15 protein-coding genes are annotated in these 20,052 nt (G+C 74.2%); 2 read left to right on the top strand and 13 right to left on the bottom strand.

Annotation, left to right across the window (positions count from 1 at the left end):
- Nucleotides 1-9: 9 nt before the first annotated feature.
- Genes AC0IW9_RS06490 through AC0IW9_RS06480 form a run of 3 tightly spaced genes read right to left on the bottom strand, consistent with a single transcriptional unit; the run spans nt 10 to nt 2,685 of the window.
- Nucleotides 10-786: a sulfite exporter TauE/SafE family protein gene (locus tag AC0IW9_RS06490; protein ID WP_471647394.1), complete on the bottom strand. Its 777-nt coding sequence runs from the start codon at nt 784-786 to the stop codon at nt 10-12.
- A 41-nt stretch (nt 787-827) separates the two neighbouring features.
- Complete coding sequence (locus AC0IW9_RS06485) at nt 828-2,285, bottom strand: methyl-accepting chemotaxis protein (RefSeq protein ID WP_471647393.1); 1,458 nt, start codon at nt 2,283-2,285, stop codon at nt 828-830.
- Between the two features lie 10 nt (nt 2,286-2,295).
- A complete protein-coding gene (locus AC0IW9_RS06480; RefSeq protein WP_471647392.1) occupies nt 2,296-2,685 on the bottom strand; it encodes a hypothetical protein in 390 nt (129 codons plus the stop codon).
- Nucleotides 2,686-2,875: 190 nt separating this feature from the next.
- On the opposite strand from AC0IW9_RS06480, the gene kce reads away from it, so the two are divergent.
- Nucleotides 2,876-3,802 carry a 3,5-dioxohexanoate:acetyl-CoA acetone transferase gene (kce, locus tag AC0IW9_RS06475; RefSeq protein ID WP_471647391.1) on the top strand — a complete coding sequence of 309 codons (927 nt, stop codon included), beginning with the start codon at nt 2,876-2,878 and terminating at the stop codon, nt 3,800-3,802.
- A gap of 39 nt (nt 3,803-3,841) precedes the next feature.
- On the opposite strand, the gene AC0IW9_RS06470 is transcribed toward kce, so the two are convergent.
- The 5 genes from AC0IW9_RS06470 to AC0IW9_RS06450 form a co-directional block, all read right to left on the bottom strand.
- Complete coding sequence (locus AC0IW9_RS06470; protein ID WP_471647390.1) at nt 3,842-4,630, bottom strand: DUF4394 domain-containing protein; 789 nt, start codon at nt 4,628-4,630, stop codon at nt 3,842-3,844.
- A gap of 103 nt (nt 4,631-4,733) precedes the next feature.
- Nucleotides 4,734-4,946, bottom strand: coding sequence for a hypothetical protein (locus AC0IW9_RS06465; RefSeq protein WP_471647389.1), 213 nt, complete (start codon nt 4,944-4,946; stop codon nt 4,734-4,736).
- Nucleotides 4,947-5,082: 136 nt separating this feature from the next.
- Nucleotides 5,083-5,799, bottom strand: a complete 717-nt coding sequence (locus AC0IW9_RS06460; RefSeq protein WP_471647388.1) for an anti-sigma factor — start codon at nt 5,797-5,799, stop codon at nt 5,083-5,085.
- Complete coding sequence (locus AC0IW9_RS06455; RefSeq protein WP_471647387.1) at nt 5,796-6,335, bottom strand: sigma-70 family RNA polymerase sigma factor; 540 nt, start codon at nt 6,333-6,335, stop codon at nt 5,796-5,798. Before AC0IW9_RS06455 ends, AC0IW9_RS06460 begins: the two co-directional genes overlap by 4 nt.
- Before the next feature lie 2 nt (nt 6,336-6,337).
- Entirely contained in the window at nt 6,338-6,967 is a 630-nt protein-coding gene (locus tag AC0IW9_RS06450) for a hypothetical protein (RefSeq protein WP_471647386.1), read from the bottom strand.
- Between the two features lie 34 nt (nt 6,968-7,001).
- Here AC0IW9_RS06450 and AC0IW9_RS06445 point away from each other — a divergent pair, with 34 nt between their 5' ends.
- Nucleotides 7,002-7,847 (top strand): aldo/keto reductase, encoded by an 846-nt coding sequence (locus AC0IW9_RS06445; RefSeq protein WP_471647385.1) that lies wholly within the window; start codon nt 7,002-7,004, stop codon nt 7,845-7,847.
- Nucleotides 7,848-7,875: 28 nt separating this feature from the next.
- On the opposite strand, the gene AC0IW9_RS06440 is transcribed toward AC0IW9_RS06445, so the two are convergent.
- From AC0IW9_RS06440 to AC0IW9_RS06420, 5 genes are read right to left on the bottom strand one after another with little or no spacing between them, the layout of a single operon-like run.
- Nucleotides 7,876-9,135, bottom strand: coding sequence for a capsule biosynthesis protein (locus tag AC0IW9_RS06440; RefSeq protein ID WP_471647384.1), 1,260 nt, complete (start codon nt 9,133-9,135; stop codon nt 7,876-7,878).
- A gap of 54 nt (nt 9,136-9,189) precedes the next feature.
- Nucleotides 9,190-10,014 (bottom strand): formyltransferase family protein, encoded by an 825-nt coding sequence (locus tag AC0IW9_RS06435; RefSeq protein WP_471647383.1) that lies wholly within the window; start codon nt 10,012-10,014, stop codon nt 9,190-9,192.
- A 5-nt stretch (nt 10,015-10,019) separates the two neighbouring features.
- Complete coding sequence (locus AC0IW9_RS06430) at nt 10,020-11,339, bottom strand: aminotransferase class I/II-fold pyridoxal phosphate-dependent enzyme (protein WP_471647382.1); 1,320 nt, start codon at nt 11,337-11,339, stop codon at nt 10,020-10,022.
- Complete coding sequence (locus AC0IW9_RS06425; protein ID WP_471647381.1) at nt 11,336-18,625, bottom strand: SDR family NAD(P)-dependent oxidoreductase; 7,290 nt, start codon at nt 18,623-18,625, stop codon at nt 11,336-11,338. The genes AC0IW9_RS06430 and AC0IW9_RS06425 overlap by 4 nt, the downstream gene beginning before the upstream one ends.
- On the bottom strand, nt 18,622-19,914 hold the full coding sequence (locus AC0IW9_RS06420) for a glycosyltransferase family 4 protein (protein WP_471647380.1): 1,293 nt from the start codon (nt 19,912-19,914) through the stop codon (nt 18,622-18,624). The genes AC0IW9_RS06425 and AC0IW9_RS06420 overlap by 4 nt, the downstream gene beginning before the upstream one ends.
- Nucleotides 19,915-20,052: the final 138 nt, after the last annotated feature.

Genomic DNA, 20,052 nt, shown 5'->3' with positions numbered 1-20,052 from the left:
CGGCGGCGGCTACCGCAAGATGCCATCCCAGAGCGGCAGGCCGAGCAGGGCCGCCAGGGCGATCATCGCATAGCAGCCGAGGCGGAAGCTCCGCTCGCTGGCCAGGCCGAACATCCGGGTGCCGAGCCAGATGCCGAGGCCATAGACCGGCAGCGCCACCAGGAAGGGCGCGGCCAGCGCCGTGGTCAGCAGGCCGGTCGCCGCATAGGTGAGGCCGGCGAGGATGCCGCCGGCCGCGAGGAACAGGCCGAAGGAGGCGCGCACCGACCGCGCATTGCCCGGCTGCCCCAGCAGATAGGCCATGACCGGCGGACCGCTGACCATGGCGACGCCGCCCAGCAGCCCCGCCACCAGCCCGACGCCGAGCGTCGCCGGCACGAGCGGGCGGCCGCGGAAGCGCCAGCCGGATACCAGCAGGGCGAGCAGGCCGAGGACCGCCGCCGTCACGCCCCAGCGCAGCGCCAGGGGATCGGCCCGCAGCAGGATGGCGGCGCCGAGCGGCGTGCCGACCGCCGCGCCGAGGGCCAGCACGCCGACCTGCGGCCGGTCCGCCAGCTTCCAGGCGGCGGGTGTCAGGACGAGGATGGCCAGGACCTCCACCAGCAGCATCAAGGGCGCTGCGGCGCGTGGCCCGAGTGCGACGGAGGCCAGGGGAACGAAGATCAGCGCCGCGCCGAAGCCGGAGAAGCCCCGCGCCAGGCCACCGGCCAGCGCGGCACCCAGCAGCCACCACAGCGCGAGCGGATCAGGCAGGGCGAAGGCGGGCCAATCGGCGACGAAGTCCATCCGCCGCAGTCTTGCGCGGCCGGTGCCGCGCGTGAAGCACCTCAGGCGGCGCGCAGTCCGGAGGCCGCGGCGGCGGTCTCGCGGCGCAGCACCGCGATCTGCCGTTCCTGCTCGGTGACCGCCTGCTCGATGGTATCGACCGCGCGGCCGAACTGCGCCATCTCGCCCCGCGCCCGGTCGACCGCTGCCGCGGCGGAGGTGGCGCTGGTGGAGATGCGCGTCAGCACGGCGGCACTGGCCTGGGTGGCGGTCCGCTGCGCCTCGATCCCGGCCGCGATGCCCTGGGCGGTCTGCCCGATATCGCTGACGATGGCGCCGATTCCCTGAATGGCCTCGACCGCCGCATCGGTGGTGGTGCGGATCGCCGCAACCTGGGTGCCGATCTCCTCGGTGGCCCTGGCGGTCTGGCTGGCCAGCGCCTTGACCTCGGACGCCACCACGGCGAAGCCCTTGCCGGCCTCGCCGGCCCGTGCGGCCTCGATCGTCGCGTTCAGCGCCAGGAGGTTGGTCTGCGCCGCGATGTCGCCGATCAGCTTCACCACGTCGCCGATCCGCGCCGCGGCCTCCGCCATGCTGCGGATGGTGGCGTCGGTGGCACCGGCGCGCTCGGTCGCCACCTGCGCGACCTGCATGGCCTGGAGGGCCTGCTGCGCCACCTGCTCGACCGAGCCGGCCAATTCCTCGGCGGAACTGGCGACGGCATTGACCTCGGCTGCGGCATCGGCCGAGCCCGAGGTGGCCAGCTCCATCTCCCGCAGGGCGCCCAGGGCGGCACCCGACAGGGCACGCGAGGCGCCGTCCAGCGCGGCCGCATGGGCGCTCATGGTGGTGGCGACGCCGCCGATCGCCGCTTCCACCTGAACGGCGAGGCGCTGCCGCATGGCTGCGCCGTCCCGGCCGATCTGCGCCTCGGCATGCTGCAGCGCCTCCGCCGCCGCCGCGCCGTCGCGCCGCGCCGCGGCCGCACGATCCTCCGAGGCGGCGACGGAGGCGGCGGCGATGCGGCGCAGGGTGGTCACCATCCAGGCCAGCGCCGCCGCCTCGGCGACCAGGATCACCGCATGGATGGCGATGCGGACCGGCACCCCGGCGGCATCGGGAAAGACCGCAAGCGGCAGCAGCAGGCCAAGGCCGAGGTGGTGCACCGCCGTCGCCAGCGTCGCCAGGATGATCGGCCGCATGTCGCAGAAGGCCGACAGCATCGCCAAGCCGGCGAAGTACAGCATGTGCATGTCGCCGCGGTAGGCGGGCGGCACGGCGGCGACCAGCGCCGAGATGGCGCAGACCAGGGCTGCGGCGCCGGTCAGCCGGGTGGCGGGTGCCGCCGCATCGCGCCAGGCGGCCAGCGTCGCCGCCACCGCAGAAACGCCGGCGATCCCGCCGACAAGCCAGGGGCCTTCGCCCGCCAGCAATGCCGCCAGCACGGTGATCGGCAGCAAGGCCCAGAGGCTGGCGACGACGATCCAGGCAGTCATGCGTTGCAGCGGCAGCAGGTCCATCGGGGCGATCCTATTCGGCAGGCCGGGCGCAATCCGCGCCGGTCGGGAGGGAGACCAGCAGGGCGGCCCCGAGCGTGGCGCGCAGCCCGGCGACGCCGCTGGCCGGCGCCTCCGGCAGCCGATCGAGCAGCAGGATGGTCAGCGGCCAGGCGGTGGCGACGCGCCTGATCCGCCAATCCGCCGGCAAGGAAGTCTCGACCGGCGTATCCTGGGCCGAAGCATTGGGCCCCTGCACCGGCTGGTCGGGCAGGAGGATCGCATAGACCGCAAGCCCGGCCCGCGGCCGCAAGGCCTCCACGGCCAGGGCCGCGGTCATGCCCAGCAGGAGCAGGCCGGCAGGCAGCAGGTCGCGCGGCAGCAGGGTGGCTCGGGGGAGGGTGGGGTGGCGGGAACGGCGCATCGAATACTCGGCTTCGACGCCAGGCTATAGCGGGGCCGGAGTTACCGGAGTGTGAGCCCCGGGGGTGCGACCCGGGGGTGCGACCCGGCCCGTGCCTCGCCCGGCGGGGATCCCGAATTACCCGCTGCCCGCTTCCCTCGGCCCCCCTTCGCCCCGATAGTGCGGCCGGCAAACGGGAGGCTCAATCGCCATGGCCAAGGTCATCATCAGCGTCGCGGTCACGGGGGCGATCCATACCCCGAGCATGTCCGACTACCTGCCGATCACCCCGCAGGAGATCGCCGAGCAGTCCATCGCCGCGGCCGAGGCGGGCGCGGCGATCATCCATCTGCATGCGCGCGACCCGATCGACGGGCGGCCGACGCCGGACCCCAAGGTCTTCATGCAGTTCCTGCCGGTCATCAAGCAATCGACCGATGCGGTGATCAACATCACCACCGGCGGCGGCCTCGGCATGACGGTGGATGAGCGGCTGGCGGCGCCGCTGCAGGCGAAGCCGGAGATGTGCTCGCTCAACATGGGCTCGATGAATTTCAACATCTCGGGCAGCGCCGCGCGGATCAAGAATTTCAAGCACGAGTGGGAGCGGCCCTACCTGGAGGGCACCACGGACTTCATCTTCCGCAACACCTTCAAGGACATCGAGCAGATCGTCGAGCGGCTCGGCAAGGGCCATGGCACGCGCTTCGAATTCGAGTGCTACGACGTCGGCCACCTCTACAACCTGGCGCATATGCTGGACCGCAAGGTGGTGGAGCCGCCGCTCTTCACCCAGACCATCTTCGGCATCCTGGGCGGGCTCGGCGCCGAGCCGCGCAACCTGATGTTCATGAAGGAAACGGCGGACCGGCTGTTCGGCAAGGACTACGTCTGGTCGGTGCTGGCGGCAGGGCGCAACCAGATGCCCTTCACCACCATGGCGGGCCTGCTCGGGGGCAACGTCCGCGTCGGGCTGGAAGACTCGCTGTGGCTCGGCAAGGGCGTGCAGGCGAAGAGCAATGCCGAGCAGGTGGCGAAGATCCGCCGCATCCTCGAGGAACTCAGCCTCGAGATCGCCACCCCGGCCGAGGCGCGGCAGATGCTGGCGCTGAAGGGCGGCGACCTCGTCGGCTTCTGATACCGGGCGGGGCGGCGGCTGCCGCCGCCCCGCTTCGGCTCAATTCATCGCCGCGATGTCGATGACCTCGGCCTGCGGCAGGCCCGCCACGGCGCCGACCGTCGTCGCCTTGCCGCTGGCGAGGTCCACGTGGTGCAGCGTGCCGGAGGCCAGCAGTACCGCCATGTTCATCCCGCCCGACTGGGCGATGATGTCGAAGGCGACGCCGACCGGCAGGCTGGCGGCGATCTCACCCTTCGGCTGCTGCACGCCGTCGTTCGGCGGCGCCTGCAGGTTCAGGCTGCGGGACAGGGTATCGACCGTATAGAGCATCGTCGCCGTCGCGCCCGGCATGCTGTTGGTATAGGCGCCGGCGACGACCCGCGGCGTGGTCTCGGCCCAGGGCGTGCCGGCCTGGTACTTGAGCTGGCCGTCCTTCACCACCGCGCCGGTCTCGACGTTGATGCGGAAGTTGACGCCGCCCATGCCCATGACGCGCAGGCGGTCGGCCACCGGGTTGAAGTCGACGGTGGCGCGGCCGCCGCTCTCGAAGCGCTCGGACAGGCGGCTGACCTGGGTGGCGCGGCCGGTCATCGCATCGATGGTGACGATCTGCCCGGCATCGGTCAGGCCATAGAGCTTCATGTCGGCGGGGCGGACATCGATGCCGAGCAGCTTGCCCTCGAGGCCGGTGACCCGGACAGGCGCCGCGGCGCGGCGGGTCTCGCTGTCGATCCGCACGAGATGATTGTCGGCAGTGAGGCCGACCAGCGTCGCGGCACCGGCGGTACCGGCGGTGAGGAGCAGGGCGGTGCCGGCGGCAAGCAGGCTGCGGAAGGCGAGGGTCATGGCGGCATCTCCGACGGTGGCGCGGCCGCCGGATCGGCGCCGCTGCCTGCGTTACGGAAGCCGATGGAAACTGGATGCGCGTCCGGTGATCACCAGGACGCGATCAGCCGCGGAACCCGGCCAGGACGAACAGCAGGATCAGCACGCCCAGCAGGACGCCGCCCTGGATCAACTGGGACAGGGCATTCGGCTGGTCCCTGTCCTGCGCGGCATCGCGCTTCCGGGGCCGGGACGCGGCAAGGGCATTGCTCCCGGCCGGCACCTGGCCTGCCCCGAATCCCGGCACGGCGGAGGCTTTCGGACCAGCGTCGGGCATTACGTCACTCCAGGTGGCGGAAGGGCGGTCGGACGCCGCGGGAGCGACGCGGCACTTAAAAGCCGTATCGAAGATTTACCGAAAAATCATTCTGAAACACATGAAATTTTAGTCCGGTTTTGCGGCAGCGGCGCGGTCAGCTCGCAGCCGCGCTCGTCAGTCGGCCGATGAACAGGATGGGGCCGGTCGGGCGCCCGGTCGGGGATCCGCCCGGGGGCTCCAGGCTGATCTCGATGAGCATGCCGGGCTGCGGCCGGATCGTGCTCGGCGTGACCGACATGCGGCCGCCCTCGGGAACCAGGCCGAGCGAGGTCGGCGCCGTCGCCCCCGGCGGCAGGGCCCAGAGCTGCATGACCCGGTCCGGCTCGACCGGGCGCGGGTTGAGCGAGGCGAGGCGGAGACCGCCGGCGCGATCCGCCTCGACCACCCAGGCGGGCTGGTCCCGCTGGGTCAGCAGGACGGTCATCAGACGGGGGGCCTCGGCCGGGCGCACCAGGATGAAGGCGGCCAGCCCGGCGGCGAGGGCGCTCGCCCCGATCGCCCAGCCTTGCCACAAGCGGCGGCCCCAACGCGGTGTCCTGGCGGGCGGCGAGCGGACCGGAGCCGAACGGACCGGCGTGGCGCTGCCGGGCAGGCTTTCCTCGATGCGGTCCCAGAGGTCCGGCGGCGGCGCCTCGGGCGGGGCGAGAACGGTCAGCGGGGCCAGCCGGGCCTCCCAGGCGGCGACGGCGGCGCGCAGGGGGGCATCCTGCGCCAGGGCCTCGGCCACTTCCGCCGCGGCACGGGCATCCAGCGTGCCGAGGACGTATTCGCCGGCGAGGAGGTCGCGCTCCTGCGGATCGGTCGGGATCATGCGAGGCATTCCCGCAGTTGCAGCAGGCCGCGCCGGATCCAGGCCTTCACCGTGCCCAACGGCAGATCGAGCTTCGCCGCGACCTGGGCATGCGACAGCCCATGCACGAAGGCGAGCAGGATGCCCTTGCGGTTCTTCTCGTCCAGCGCGCCCAGGCAGTCCCGCAGGCGGCGTCCCTCGGCATGGGCGGCGACCTCTTCCAGCGCCGCCGGTGCCACCGGCGAGTCGCCGAGGCTCGGGTCATCCGTGGGCAATTCCCGTCCCCGCTTGCGGGCGAGGTCCAGGGCGGCATGGCGGACGATGCCGCCGAGCCAGGCGGAGGCCTCGCCCCGGCCGGGGTCGAACTGCCCGGCGCGCTGGCTGATCCGCAGGAAGGCATCCTGCATGGCATCCGCCGCGGCGTCCCGGTCGCGCAGGATGGCATTGGCCACGCCGAACAGGCGGGTGGCCTGCTGCTGGTACAGCGACCGCAGGGCCGCACGGTCCCCGCCGGCGACGGCGACGATCAGCTCGGAAAGGGAGGCCTCGGCGCGCATGGTCAATTGCCGAACAGCCGGAGCAGGCGCTGCAGCAATTCGCGGGGCTCGACCCCGGCCGAGGCCTCGGGGGCCTCCGCGGCCGGTGGCGCCTGGCGGGCATAGCGGGCGACGGCATCGCGGGTGCCGGTCAGCCGCAGCTCGGTCGGCTCGGCGGTGGTGGGCCCGGCGCCGGTCCCCACCACGCGGACGAGGGCCTTGTCGGCGGCCAGCAGCTCGGCCTCGGCCCGGGCGGCATCGGCGGCCGTCGGGGCGCAGACGATGGAGCGGCCATCGAGGCTGCAGGGCATCTCGAACAGCCGGTTCGGCGGGAACCGGAGCTGCGCGGTGCCATTGAGGGCCAGCAGGCCGCGGCTTGCGGTATCGAGCGTCAGGTCGCGGGCGGTGACCGCCGGAACCAGGCGGCCGTTGCGATCGATGATCTCGAGCGCCAGGCCGATGCCATTGACCGGGCGTTCCACCCAGTCCTGGTGGCGGAGCAGGCAGGCGGCGCGGTCGGTCATCCGGTCCACGGCGCAGGCCAGGCGCCATGGGCCGATGGTCTCGGCAGCCGGCTGGGCGGCGGCCGGTTCGACGACGGCCGGCAAGGATGCGGCCAGCAGGATGGCGAGGTAGGGTAGGGCGCGGGGCATGGCCGGATCATAGGCGGGTGCGGAGGAGGACGGAATGGCGGCTGCGGCGATACCGGCGGTGACGCTGGCGGATGGTACCAGCGTCGCGGCGCTGGGCCAGGGCACCTGGCACATGGGGGAACGCGGCTCCGACCGGAAGGCCGAGGCTGCGGCGCTGCGGCTCGGCCTCGACCTCGGCATGACCCTGATCGATACCGCCGAGATGTATGCCGAGGGCGGGGCCGAGGAGGTGGTCGCCGAGACGATCGCCGGCCGGCGGGAGGAGGTCTTCCTCGTCTCCAAGGTCTATCCGCACAATGCCGGCGGGCGGAAGCTGGAGGCCGCGCTGGACCGCAGTCTGAAGCGGCTGCGGACCGATACCCTCGACCTCTATCTGCTGCACTGGCGCGGCTCCGTTCCTCTCGGGGATACGGTCCAGGCGATGGAACGGATGCAGGCGGCGGGAAAGATCCGGCGCTGGGGCGTCTCCAACCTCGATGTCGATGACCTGGAGGAGCTGGGCGCCGGGCTGGCCGACTGCGCGACGGACCAGGTGCTGTACAACCTGGAGAACCGCGGAGTGGAATTCGACCTGCTGCCCTTCTGCCGGGGGCGGCGGATGCCGGTCATGGCCTATAGCCCGGTCGGCCAGGGCGGAGCGCTGCTGCGCAACCCGGCCCTGCGGGCGGTGGCGGCGCGGCTGGGGGCGACCCCGGCCCAGGTGGCCATCGCCTGGACCCTGCGGGCGCCCGGGGTGATCAGCATCCCGAAGGCGGCGGATCCGGCGCATGTCCGGCTGAATGCGGCGGCCGCCGCGGTGGCCCTGGCGCCGGAGGATCTGGCGGCGCTGGATGCGGCCTTCCCGCCGCCCCGGCGCAAGCGCGGGCTGGCCATGCTCTAGACCCATGACCGGAGACCCATGACCGGCGCTACGGCGGCAGCGGCGTGTTCAGGGCGCCGAGGTGAAGCCGCCGGACCGCTCCCGCCACCGCGACATCGAGCCCCGGGCGGGAATAGTAGCAGCCGCGCACATGCAGGCAGGCGGCCATGGCGCGGATGAAGGCTTCGGCCAGGGCGGGGTCCGGCGGGGGCGCCCCGGTCCAGAAGGCGTCCAGCGGACCCATCCAGCTTAGCCCCGGCACCGCATAGATGGCCTGGCCCAGCGCCATGGTCGCCCGGCCCATGACGATGGCGCGGACCCCGAGGGTGCTGTTGACCGTCACCACGCCGCGGCAGGCCGCGATGACGGGCTCCATCGGCAATGCGCCGCCGAGGTAGTGCACCCGGTCGCCGATCCCCGCATCATGGGCGAGGCGGGCGACGCGGCGGCTCCAGCGCTTGAGGCCGGGGTCCAGCGGATGGACCTTGACCAGCAGCTTCGCCCCGGCCGGGGCGGCCTGGGCGAAGCTGGCGATGGCCTCCGCCAGCGCGCTGTCCATGTCGGGAAAGCGGGAATAGGCGCGGATGGAATAATCGGTCTCCATCTGCATGGCGAAGAGGAAGAGCGGCGCCCCCCCTACCGCCAGCCCGGCCAGCCGCTCCGCCGCCTGGCGGGTTTCCCGGCCCCGCAGGAGCAGCCGCAGCGCCGTGCCGAGATAGGCGGGAATCGGCGGATGCAGCAGGAAGCTCTGGTAATGCGGGAAGGGCCAGGGCAGCAGCGAGGCGAGGTGGAACAGCACGTCCCAGCGGGCCTGGGTGGCGAAGCTGTCCCGGTGATGCGCGGCGAGGTCCGGCGCGGGGCATTGCGCCGCCAGCGCCAGGATCGCCTCGGGCTCCAGGGGGAAATGGCTTTCGGGACCCATCCCGTCGCGTTCCAGCACCACCCAGTCGGGCCGGAGGTAGCCGAAATCGGTGACCGCGACGGTGATGCCGCGCGCCTTGGCCAGGGCGATGGCCGGCTTGTGGTAGGGGCGCTGCTCGCCGATCAGCACGAGGTCGGTGATGCGGTGGCGGTCGAGGAAGCCGGCGAGGAAGCCTGGCCAGTCGGCCAGCCGGCCGGTGAAATCCGTGGCCCCGGAACCCTGCCAGAACAGCCTGTCGCCCAGGCAGAGATTGATGCGATGGGCCGCATGGCCGAGGGCGCGGAGACCGGCCGCGACCTCGGCGAAAAAGGGCGAGATCGGCCCCTGCAGGAACAGGAAGCGGCGGCCCGGATGGTCAGGCGAATCCGGGCGGTCGGCCAAATCCATGCTCAGTTCTGTTATCCACGGCGCCGACGGTCATCGCAGCCCGGTCACCCAGGGTCAAGGCAAACGATTCAGATTCGAATCGGTCCCGCCGATGCCGAAGCTGGCGCGAAGGTCGGCGGCATCGACCAGGCGGCGCCCACGGGCCGCCAGACCCCGCAGCAGGCCGGGGGGTGGAAAGGGGCAATAGGGCAGCAGGGGGGCTTCGTGGCCGGTCATCGCATCGGTGCCGAGGCCGGCCAGGACCTGGCTCAGCAGCGGCACCCCGGCCAGGTGCAGGGCGCGGGCGGCGGCACTGGCGGTGACGGCAGACGGCAGCGTCACGGCGGCCTGCGCGAGAATCGCGCCGGCATCGATGCGCGGTGCCAGCCGATGCACCGTCACGCCGAAGCGCGGCATGGACTCCGCCAGGGCCCAGATGCTGGGCACCGGGCCGCGGTGATGCGGCAGCAGGGAGGGGTGCAGGTTGATGCCGCCGTGCGGCGCCAGGGCCAGGGTCGCGGGCGTGAAGATCTGGTCGAAATGGAGCGAGAGCAGGAGATCCGGCTGGGCCGCCCGGATGGCGGCGGCGGTGGCGGCGTCGTTCACATCCACGAGATCGAGTAGCGGCAGCCGCCTGTGGCGGGCCTGCTGCGCGAGGCTGCCCTGGCGACTCCAACGGCCCAGCGCCTGGGGAATGGCGTAGTTGACCCAGAGATAGGGCAGCAGCCGGGGACCGGACCGGCGCAGGTGCCGCCAGCCTTGCCGCAGGGCGCCGCCTGCCGCCGGCCGGAAGGGCAGCGACCGGCCGATGAGCACCACCTCCGCGCCATGGCGGCCCAGGAAGGCGCCGACGGCTTCCGCGCTGAGCGCGCTTTCCAGGGTAAAGAGGGCGATCCGCAAGCCGGTCAGGAGGCGCGCTGGATCGCGGTGCCGTCCCGGGCGGCGGCCAGGATGGCGCAGCTCTGGCTGATCTCCGCCGGGGTATGCTCGGAGGACAGGAAGAACCGCAGCCGGGCCGAGCCTTCCGCCACCACCGGGAAGAGGATGGGCTGGACATTCACCCCGGCCTCGAAGGCGGCCGCGGCCAGCCGCGCCGCCTTCACCGAGCTGCCGAGGATGATCGGCACGATCCCGAGCCCGGCGGACTGCCCAGTGTCGAAGCCGGCCTCCCGTGCCAGCCGGAGAAAGAGCGCGGCATTCGCCTGCAGGCGGGCGACCCGCCAGGGCTCGGCCTGGAGGATGCGAAGGGATTCGAGGGCGGAGGCGGCCAGGGGCGGCGCCAGGCCGACCGAATAGACGAAGCCCGGCGCGGTATGGCGCAGCAGGTCGATCAGCCGCCGCCGGCCGGCGATATAGCCGCCGCAGGAGGAGAGGGTCTTCGACAGCGTCCCCATCCAGATATCGACGAGGCCGGGATCGGCGCCGCAATGCTCGGCGATGCCGCGGCCGGTGGCGCCGAGCACGCCGATCGAATGCGCCTCGTCCACCATCAGCAGGGCATCGTGCCGGCGGGCGACCTCGGCGAAGCGGGCCAGGTCCGGCAGGTCGCCGTCCATGCTGTAGTGGCCCTCGATCACCAGCAGGGCGCGGCCATGGCGGCGGCGCTGCGCGGCCAGCTCGCGGTCGGCCGCCTCCCAGTCGTTGTGGGCGAAGGCGATGCGGCGGGCGCCGGACAGCCGTGCCCCCTCCGCCACCGAGTTGTGGATCAGCCGGTCGTGCAGGATGAGGTCGCGCGGGCCGAGCAGGTTGCCGATGACCGTGACATTGGTCGCATGGCCGCTGACCAGGGTGATGCAGGCCTCGGTGCCGTAATGCGCGGCGAGCGCGGCCTCCAGCTCGCCATGGATCGGCCGCTCGCCGGAGGCGAGGCGGGAGGCCGAGGCCGAGACGCCGTAGCGGTCGATCGCCGCCTTGGCCGCGGCGGCGACCCGCGGATCGCCATTCAGGCCGAGGTAGTTGTAGGAGGCGAAATTGATGGTGCTGCGGGTGCCGATGGTGCTGCGGCCGCCGGCCACGCCCTCATGCGGGCGGAAATAGGGGCTCTCGATCCCCAGGGCGGAGCCGGCTTCGCGCATGGTCTCGAGGTCGCGCATGCCGGGCAGGGTCGCCAGGTCGCGGCCGGGTCCTTCGGCGGGCGCCTCCGGCTCGGCGGTGCCGCCGCGGCGGGCGAGGCGGGAAAGCAGGGCCGCGCGGGCGCTGGCGCTGAGGCCGAATCCCTGGGTCATGCCGCATCCTCCAGCCCATTGCCCGGCGCCTTCGGCTCGTGCTGCGCCAGCAGCGCGGCGACCACCGCCTCGGGCTGGCTGGTCCGCAGCTGGGCGACGATGCGGCGCGCCAGGATATCGAGGCTGAGCCCTTCCGCCACCCCGCTGAGCGGCACCGGCATGCCGAGCCGCTGTTCCAGCGCGGTGCGCAACTCCATGCCGCCGAGGCTGTCGAGGCCGAGCCCGGCCAGGGGCGCTTCCGCCACGACGGCGATGGCGGGCAGGCGGAGGATGCGGGCCAGCTCGGCCGCGAGGGTCTCCCGCAGCAGGCCGAGCGCTTCCGGCTCGCTGGCGGCCCGCAGCCTGGCCTGCAGGTCGGCCGCCTCGGCCGGCGGCGGCGCGGCGCTGCGCATGGCCTCGAAGGCGGGTTCGTCCAGCACCGCCAGGGTCGTGCGGGCCGCGGCCCAGCCGATGCGGGCGAGGCCGGGGGCGGCGCAATCGGCGGCCAGCAGGGCGGGCAGCATGTCGAGCGCCTCCCCGGCCCGCATGGGCGTGGCGCCGCTGCGGCGCTGCAGGATCTCGGCGGTCGCGGCGTCGCCGGCCAGCATGCCGGCATCGGCGATCGGGCCCCAGCCGATGGCCATGGCCGGGCGCCCGGCCGCGCGCCGACGGCGGGCCAGGGCTTCGAGCGCGGCATTGGCCGCGACATAGGCGGCCTGGCCCGGATTACCGATGGCGAGGGTCGCCGAGGAGAACAGCAGGAAGAGTGCGAGCGGATCGGCGGCGGTCAGGCGGTCCAGGGTCTCGGCGACGCTCAGCTTGGCGGCCAGCACGCGGGCGGTCCGCCCGGCATCGAGCAGGGCGGCGGCGCCATCCCCGGCGACGGCCGCGGCATGGACCAGGCCGCGGATGGGCGGCGCGGTGGCGCGGATGGATTGCAGCACCCGCCCCAGCGCCTCGGCATCGGTCGCATCGCAGGCATGGAGGGTGGCGGTCGCGCCCCGGGCGGCGAGGTCGCGGAGGGCGGCCTCGGCCCCCGGCGTGGCGGGGCCGCGGCGGGAGATCAGCGCCAGGTGCCGGGCGCCCTGCGCGGCGAGCCATTGCGCGGTGGCCAGGCCGAAGCCCTGCGCGCCGCCCACGACCACGATGGTGCCGCGGGCCGCCAGGGTGATGGGCGAGGCCTGCGCCGCGCCGGGGACCAGCGCCGGCGGGCGGATCACCAGCTTGCCGATGTGCTGGCTGGCCTGGAGGCTGCGGAAGGCGGCCTCGACCTCGCCGGCGGCGTATTCGGTGGCGGGCAGGGGCCGCAGGCTGCCGTCCCGGAGCCGGGCGGCGATGCTGCCCAGCAGCCGCGCGGCAAGGGCGGGGCGGGCGCGGGCGACCTCGTCGACATCGAGCGCGAAATAGGTGGCATTGCGCCGCAACGGCCGCAGCGCCACCCGGCTGTCCTCGGCGAAGTCCCGCTTGCCGAGCTCGATGAAGCGGCCGAAGGGCCGCAGCAGGCCGAGCGAGCGTTCCATCGCCGCGCCGGCCAGGGAATTCAGCACCACGTCCACGCCCTCGGGCCAATGGGCGCGGAGGGCATCGGCGAAGCCGGCATCGCGGCTGTCCAGCACCAGCTCCGCCCCGGCGGCGCGGAGGAAGGCGCGCTTGGCGGCGCTGCCCGCGCTGGCGGCGACGCGGGCGCCGCGGGCCAGGGCCACCTGCAGCGCGGCGAGGCCGACGGCCCCGGCGCCGCCATGGATCAGCACCCTTTCGCCGGCCTCCAGCCGGGCGAGTTCCTCGAGCGCCATGACCGCCGTCATGCCGGCGACGGGCATGGTCGCGGCGGCGGCGGGATCCAGGCCATCGGGCAGCGGCGCCAGGGCCAGGGCGCGGGTCACCGCATGGGTGGCGAGCGCCGCCGGCGCGACGCCGAAGACCTTCTGGCCCAGGCGCAGCTCCACGCCCTCGCCGATGGCCTCGACCACGCCGGCGCATTCCATGCCGAGGTTGGGGCCGGCGAAGCCCGGCCGCAGCGCATCCTCCGGCAGCAGGCCCTGGGCCCACATGACGTCGCGGAAGTTCAGCCCGGTCGCCTCGATCCGCAGCAGCACCTCGCCAGGGCCGGGCGGGGGCAGGGTGAGTGGCGCCCAGTGCACGCTGCCGAGCTGTCCGGGATGGCGGACCAGCAGGCGGCGCGGCCCGGCGGGGGGCGGCGGGGCCGGCAGGCCCTGGCGCAGCCGGGCCACCAGCCGGCCGGTCTCGGCCAGGGTGACCTCGGCTTCCGCATCGGCCTCGGTCAGCAGTTCCGCGGCGAGCCGGCGGGCGGCGAGGTCGGGCGCCAGGCCGGCGCCGAGGTCGATGCGCCTCGGCTTCAGCCCGGGATGCTCATTCGCCAGCACGCGGCCGAGCGCATGGCAGGCCGCCGCCGCCGGGTCCCGCGACTGGTCATGGGTGATGATGCAGAAGCCGGCCGCGCTGCCTTCCGCCGCGGCGGCGAGCCGGGCGATGGCGGCAAGGCTGTCGGCCAGATCCGTCACGCCCGGGCCGCCGCCGGCCAGCACCACGACGAGGCTGCCGGCAAGGGCATGCGGCGGCAGCGTCGCGGCTTCGGCCAGGGTGGCGCCGCCGGACGGGGCGCCCAGGACCGTGGCGCCGCGCGCCTGCAGCGCCGCGGCGATGGCCGGGCGCAGGGCCGCGCCCGCGGCATCGGCGAACAGCACGACCCGGCGGAGCTTGGGAGCGGCGAAGAGGGTGGCTCCGGCGACGGCGCGGGCACCGATCAGCAGCGCCGGCCAGGGCGCGGCGCGGAGCGACGATACCTGCGGGGCGGTCCAGCCTTCCTCCGCCAAGGCCGCGGCCCAGGTGGAAGGGCCGGCCAGCGGGGCGGCGCCGCACCAGGCCGGATCCTGGCCGCAGCAGAAATCCCAGAGCCGGCCCGGCAGCGGCTCGGCCAGCAGCAGCGCGCCGCCGGGCGCCACCGCGTGGCGCAGCGCCGCCGGCAGGCCCGCGCCGAGGCGCAGCCGCGCCCCGGCGGTCAGCCCGATGACCAGGTCGGCCACCAGCGGCGGCGCCTCCGGCCCGGCGGGATCCCAGGCGAAGCTGCTGAACTCGATCCGGCCCTCGGCCTGGGGCTGCGGCGGGGAGGCTTGGCCGGGCAGGGTGGCGGCCGCCAGCAGCACGCGGCGGCCGGAGGCGGCCAGGCTCGCGGCCAGCAGGCCGGTCAGGGGCCCGGCCCCGGCACCGACCTCCAGGACCCGCAGCGGCCGGCCTTCGGGCCAGGCCGCGGCGAAGCGTCCGGCCGCCTCCGCCAGCACCTGGCCCAGGCGATGCAATCCCGCGGCGCCGGGCGGCGGCAAGGTGCCGGCTTCCCCGGCGAGGCGATGGGCCAGGGCGGCCGGCAGCTGTTCCGCGGCGAGGGCGGCCCAGGCGAGGTCCTGCGCCAGGCCCGGCTGTTCCAGCAGGACCTGGCGCCAGATCTCCCCGGCGCTGGGCAGGTCGGCGGCGGGGATCGGCCGCGGCCCGCCGGGGCCGGCGGTGGCGAGGCCATCCTCGACCAGGGCATCCAGCAGCAGGCGGGCATAGGGCCCGGTCGCGGCGATGCCGCCGAGGGCCGCATGCGCGGCGGCGGCGCAGAAGCCTTCGAGCAGGAGCGCCGCCTCGCTGAGGTCGAGGCTCTGGTCGCGGCGGAGCGCGGCGGCGATGGGCGCGCCAAGCTCGGCCCGCTCCGGCGCCTCGGTGCCGGCGGGCGGCAGGGCGGGCAGCCAATCCATCCGGAAGGTGGCGGCGCTGCCATCCTCGCGGCCGGGCAGGCGGATGCGCTGCAGGGCGCAGCCTTCCAGCATGGCCACCGCATTGCCGGTGGAATCCCGCAGGACGATATCGGCGGCGACGCTGCGCTCGCCGCGTTCGGTCACCTGGATGCCGGCGATGGCCGGCGGCGCGGCGCCGAGGCGCAGCACCACCCGGTCGAAACGCACCGGCACCAGCGCGGTCCCGGGCTCGGCCGGCGCTTCCGCCAGCAGGCCGAGCAGCCCCTGCAGCGCCCCGTCGAGCCGGGCGGGATGAAGCAGGAAATCGCCGTCCGGCGGGGCGGCGGGTGGCCGCACCAGGCTGGCGCGGGCAAGGCCGGCGGTGGCATCCACCGCCACCTGCGCCACCGCCTGGAAGGCCGGGCCATAGTCGAGGCCGAGGCCGGCGGCGCGTTCCAGCAAGGCATCGCGTTCCAGCCGCGGCCCGGTCGCGGCCATGTCCGGGCTGGCCTCCGGCAGGCGCGGCAGGGCAGCGAGCCGTGCCTCGGCATGCAGGGTCCAAGGCTCGTCCGACAGGCGGCGGCGGCTGGCGAGGCGGAAGTGGCCATCGGCACCCACCGTGCTGCGCAGCTCGCGGGCCCGCTCCGCCTCGATCGGCATGGCCTGGTGGATGGCGAAGCCGGTCAGTTCCAGCGCCCTGGCATCGGGGAAGCAGGCCGCGGCGGCGGCAAGGGCCATGTCGAGCATGGCGGCGGCCGGCAGCACCGGTGTGCCGCCCAGCCGGTGGTCGGCGAGCCAGGGCTCGAGCGTGGTGTCCAGGTGGCGGGTCCAATGCCCGGCCGTGGCGCCGGTGCGGAAGCCGAGCAGGCGGTGCTCGGCCCGCGGCCCGGCGAGGGCGGCGGCTTCGGCGGTGCCGGCGACCCAGTGGCGCTGCCGGTCGAAGGGGGTATGCGGCAGGCCGCGCCGCGCGGCCTCCCCGGCGAAGGCCGGGCCCTGGCGCGGGTCGGCGCCCAGGGCGAAGGCGCGGTCGGCGATGCCGGGGAAGGGGTCGCCGGGCGGGTCGCGGCGGGAAAGGCTGCCGAGGTATCCTGCCTCGTCGCCCAGGCCGCGCAGGGATTCCCGCAGGTAGCCCTGGAGGATGGGATGGGGGCCGATCTCGAGAAACAGTCCCGGCGCATGGGTCAGCGCCGTGGCGAGGGCCGGCAGGAAGGCCACCGGCTCCCTCAGGTTGCGCCACCAGTAGGAGGCCGGACAGCCGGCGGCGGTCAGCACCTCGCCGGTGACGGTCGAGACCATGGGAAGGTGGGGCTCGGTGGCGGCCAGGCCTTCGAGATCGGCCAGCAGGCCATCCCGCAGCGGGTCCATGGCGGCGCTGTGGAAGGCATGGTCGAGGTCGAGGGCGATCCAGCTCCAGCGCCGGGCGGCGGCGGCCTGGGCGAGGCGGTGCAGCGCATCGACCGGTCCGGCCACGGTGATCGCGGCAGGCGCGTTGATCGCGGCGATCTCGAGCCCCGGGCCGCATTCGGCGAGCACCGGCAGGGCAAGCTCGGCCGGGGCGCCGAGCGCCGCCATGCGGCCGATGCCGCGGGTGGTCTGCTGGTGCCGGCTGCGGCTGACGATGAGCCTGGCGGCGGCATCGAGCGGCAGCAATCCTGCCGCCGTGGCGGCGGCGATCTCGCCGACGGAATGGCCGAGGCAAAGCGCCGGCCGGATGCCCTGGGCGGCGAGGGCCGCGACGATCCCGTGCTGGACCGCGAAGAGCAGGGGCTGGGCGCGGTCCGTGGCCTCGACCGCCTCGGCGCTGACGCCGGCGGCGATCTGTTCCGCCACGGACCAGCCGAGCCAGGGGGCGAGGGCCGCATCGGCCTCGGCGACGGCGGCCCGGAAGGGGGCACTCGCGGCAAAGGCCGCCTGGGCCATGCCGGGCCAGGGGGCGCCATTGCCGCTGAAGACGAAGGCGACCCGGTCGCTGCGGTCGGCCAGGCCGGCGGCGGCGGCCCCGGCTTCCCCGGCGCGCCAGGCGGCGAGGCCGGCCGCCAGGCTGGCGGGATCCGCGCCGCGCAGCGCCAGCCGATGCGGCAGCAGGTCCCGGTGCCGCGCCGCGCCACGCAGCAGCGCCGGCAGCGGCAGGGCGCCGGCCTGGCCGAGGCGCGCCTGCCAGTCCCGCGCCAGGGCCTTCAGGCCGGTGGCGCTGCGGGCCGAGAGCAGCAGCGGCGGCATCTCCCGCTCGCTCGCGGCGGCTGCGGCGGAGGGCTGGGGGGATGGCGCCGCCGCCAGCAGGGCACAGGCATTGGTGCCGCCGAAGCCGAAGCTGTTCACCCCGGTGACCATCCGGGCGCGGCGGCGCAGCGGCTCCGTCGCCGTCGGGACCCGCAGGCCGAGGCCACCGAAGTCGATGGCCGGATTGGGCGTCGCATGATGCAGGGAGGCCGGGATCTGGCCCTTTTCCAGCACCAGCATGGCCTTCAGCAGCCCGGCAATGCCGGAGGCCGGTTCGGTATGGCCGATGTTGGTCTTGACCGAGCCGATCGGCAGCGGGTCCGCCCGCTTCATGCCGATGGCGCTGCCCAGCGCGCCGGCCTCCAGCGGATCGCCGGCGGCGGTGCCGGTGCCATGCGCCTCGAAGTAGCCGATGCGGTCGGGGGCGACGCCGGCTTCCGCCATCACCTGTTCGAGCAACGAGGCCTGCGCGCTTTGGCTGGGCAGCGAGAGGCCGAGGGTGCGGCCGGCGGCATTGACGCCGGAGCCGAGGATGATGGCGCGGATCGCATCGCCATCGGCCAGTGCATCGTCCAGGCGCTTGAGCAGGACCATGCCGGCGCCCTCGGCGCGGACATAGCCATCCGCCCGGGCATCGAAGGCGTGGCAGCGGCCGGCGGGGGAGAGCATGCCGGCACGGGCGAAGCCGATGAAGGGGAAGGGCGAGAGCAGCAGGTTCACGCCGCCGACCAGGGCCGCCGGCACCCGGCCGCCCCGCAGCGCCTCGCAGGCCCAGTGCAGCGCGACCAGGGCGGAGGAGCAGGCGGTGTCGATGGTCTGCGTTGGGCCATGCAGGTCGAAGACATTGCCGATGCGGTTGGCCAGGATCGACAGGGCGCTGCCGGTCATGAGGTAGCGGTCGCCGCCCGCCGCATCCGCCTGGCGCAGGTCGCCGTAATCGGTCAGCGAGGCACCGACGAAGACGCCGGTGCCGCTGCCGGCCAGGCGGGAGGCGGGGATGCCGGCATCCTCGAGCGCCTCGGCCGCGACCTCGAGCAGCAGGCGCTGCTGCGGGTCCATCTCGGCGGCTTCGCGGGGGGAGATGCCGAAGGCGGCGGCATCGAAGCCGGCGATGTCGCCCAGGGTGCCGGCGGCGAAGGTATAGCTCTTGCCGGCCTCGGCCTGCCGCGGATGGGCGAAGGCGGCCTGGGTGAAGCGATCCGCCGGGACGGTGGTGACCGCGTCGCGGCCTTCGGCGAGCAGGCTCCAGAAGGCATCGAGGTCGGCGGCGCCGGGCAGCCGGCAGGCGGCGCCCAGGATGGCGATGGCGCAATCCGGCCGGCGCCGCAGCTTCGGCTCCGGGGCGCGGCTCATACCAGGGTCGGCTCCGCCACCGGGCTGTGCCGGGCGGCCGGCAGGGGAAGGCGCTGGGGGGCCGGGCGGGGGGCGCCGACGACCTGGTCCAGCAAGGCATCCACCTGGGCGAAATGATCGCTCCAGCGTGGCGCGGTCCAGTGGCGGAGGCGTTGCAGCTGGGCCTCCCGCGCCGGGGATCGCGGCGCGGCATAGGCCTCGATCATGCGGCGCCAGGCCGGGCCATCCAGCGGGTCCAGGTATTCGGGAACCCCCCCGCCGACCTCCCGCAGGGAGGCCACGTCGCTGCAGATGACCGGGACGCCGAGGCCCAGGGATTCGGCGACGGGAAGGCCATAGCCCTCGACGAAACTGGGATAGAGGACGGCGCGCGCCCCGGCGAGCAGCGCCGCGACCTGGCGGTCCGGCGGGCTGCCCAGCTCCTGCACCGGCCCGCGCAGGATCTCGCAGCGCTCCAGCAGGTCCACCACGTTCTCGTTCTCCCAGCCGCGCCGGCCGATGACGAGCAGCTTCGGCGGCGGGGCGCCGGCCGGGGTGCGATTCGCCATCTCGCGCCAGACATGCAGCAGCAGGAGGTGGTTCTTGCGGGGCTCGATGGTGCCGAGGCAGACGAAATAGGGCTCGGTCGGCAGCAGGGGCGGCGGGGCGGGCACGGGCTCGATGCCGAGGGGGGCCACGACCAGCGGCGGCATCGAGCGGCCATGCAGCGCCAGCCGGGGCAGCAGAGTGGCCGCGGTGGCCGCGGAATTGACGATGATGCCGTCCGCCTGGGTCGCCGTGGTGGCGACGCGGGCGGCATGGCAGCCGATCTGCCGCGGCCGGGAATATTCAGGATGGGTCAGCGGAATCAGGTCATGGATCAGCGGCACGAAGCGGGCCCCGGCCCGGCGCAATGCGGCGATGGGCGCTTCACGTTCCAGTGATCGGTGGGACACCAGCAGGAACACGCTGCGGCGCTGAGAGTCGAGCGTGGCCTGGAGCACCATCCGGCCCCGCCCGAGCGAAAGCTGGAGCAGGATTGCGCCCGCCAACCGACGGGCCCGGGTAAGCAGGGCCTGTGGCGAGGATCCGGAGGTCCAGGCCTCCTCCAGCGCGGCGATCAGGGCCGCGGCCTGGCCATGGGCGATGGTGGCGAACCAGCCCCAGGGGCTTTGCGCGACGAAGCTGCAATGCGAGGGAGGCTGCTGAATCCAACGCTTGGCATAGGCCATCTCGACCCGGTCGATACCGGAGGGCGCCCCGCGATGAACACAGGAAAGGAGGCGGGAAATATCGAGGATGACGTGCAATGCCTCTCCGCCCACCACAGGTTGACCGCCTCGCGCCTCCATCATGCCACATCGGGAACCGGGTAAGGCCTGTTCCGACGTGGCGGCAACGCGAAAAACGATTCATATACGTAATCAGCGCTTGGCGCCAAATTTGGG

This window comes from Belnapia sp. AC561 (genome assembly GCF_979252845.1).
The sequence above is the reverse complement of the archived record's forward strand: the minus strand, read 5'-3'. Positions and strand labels throughout refer to the sequence as shown.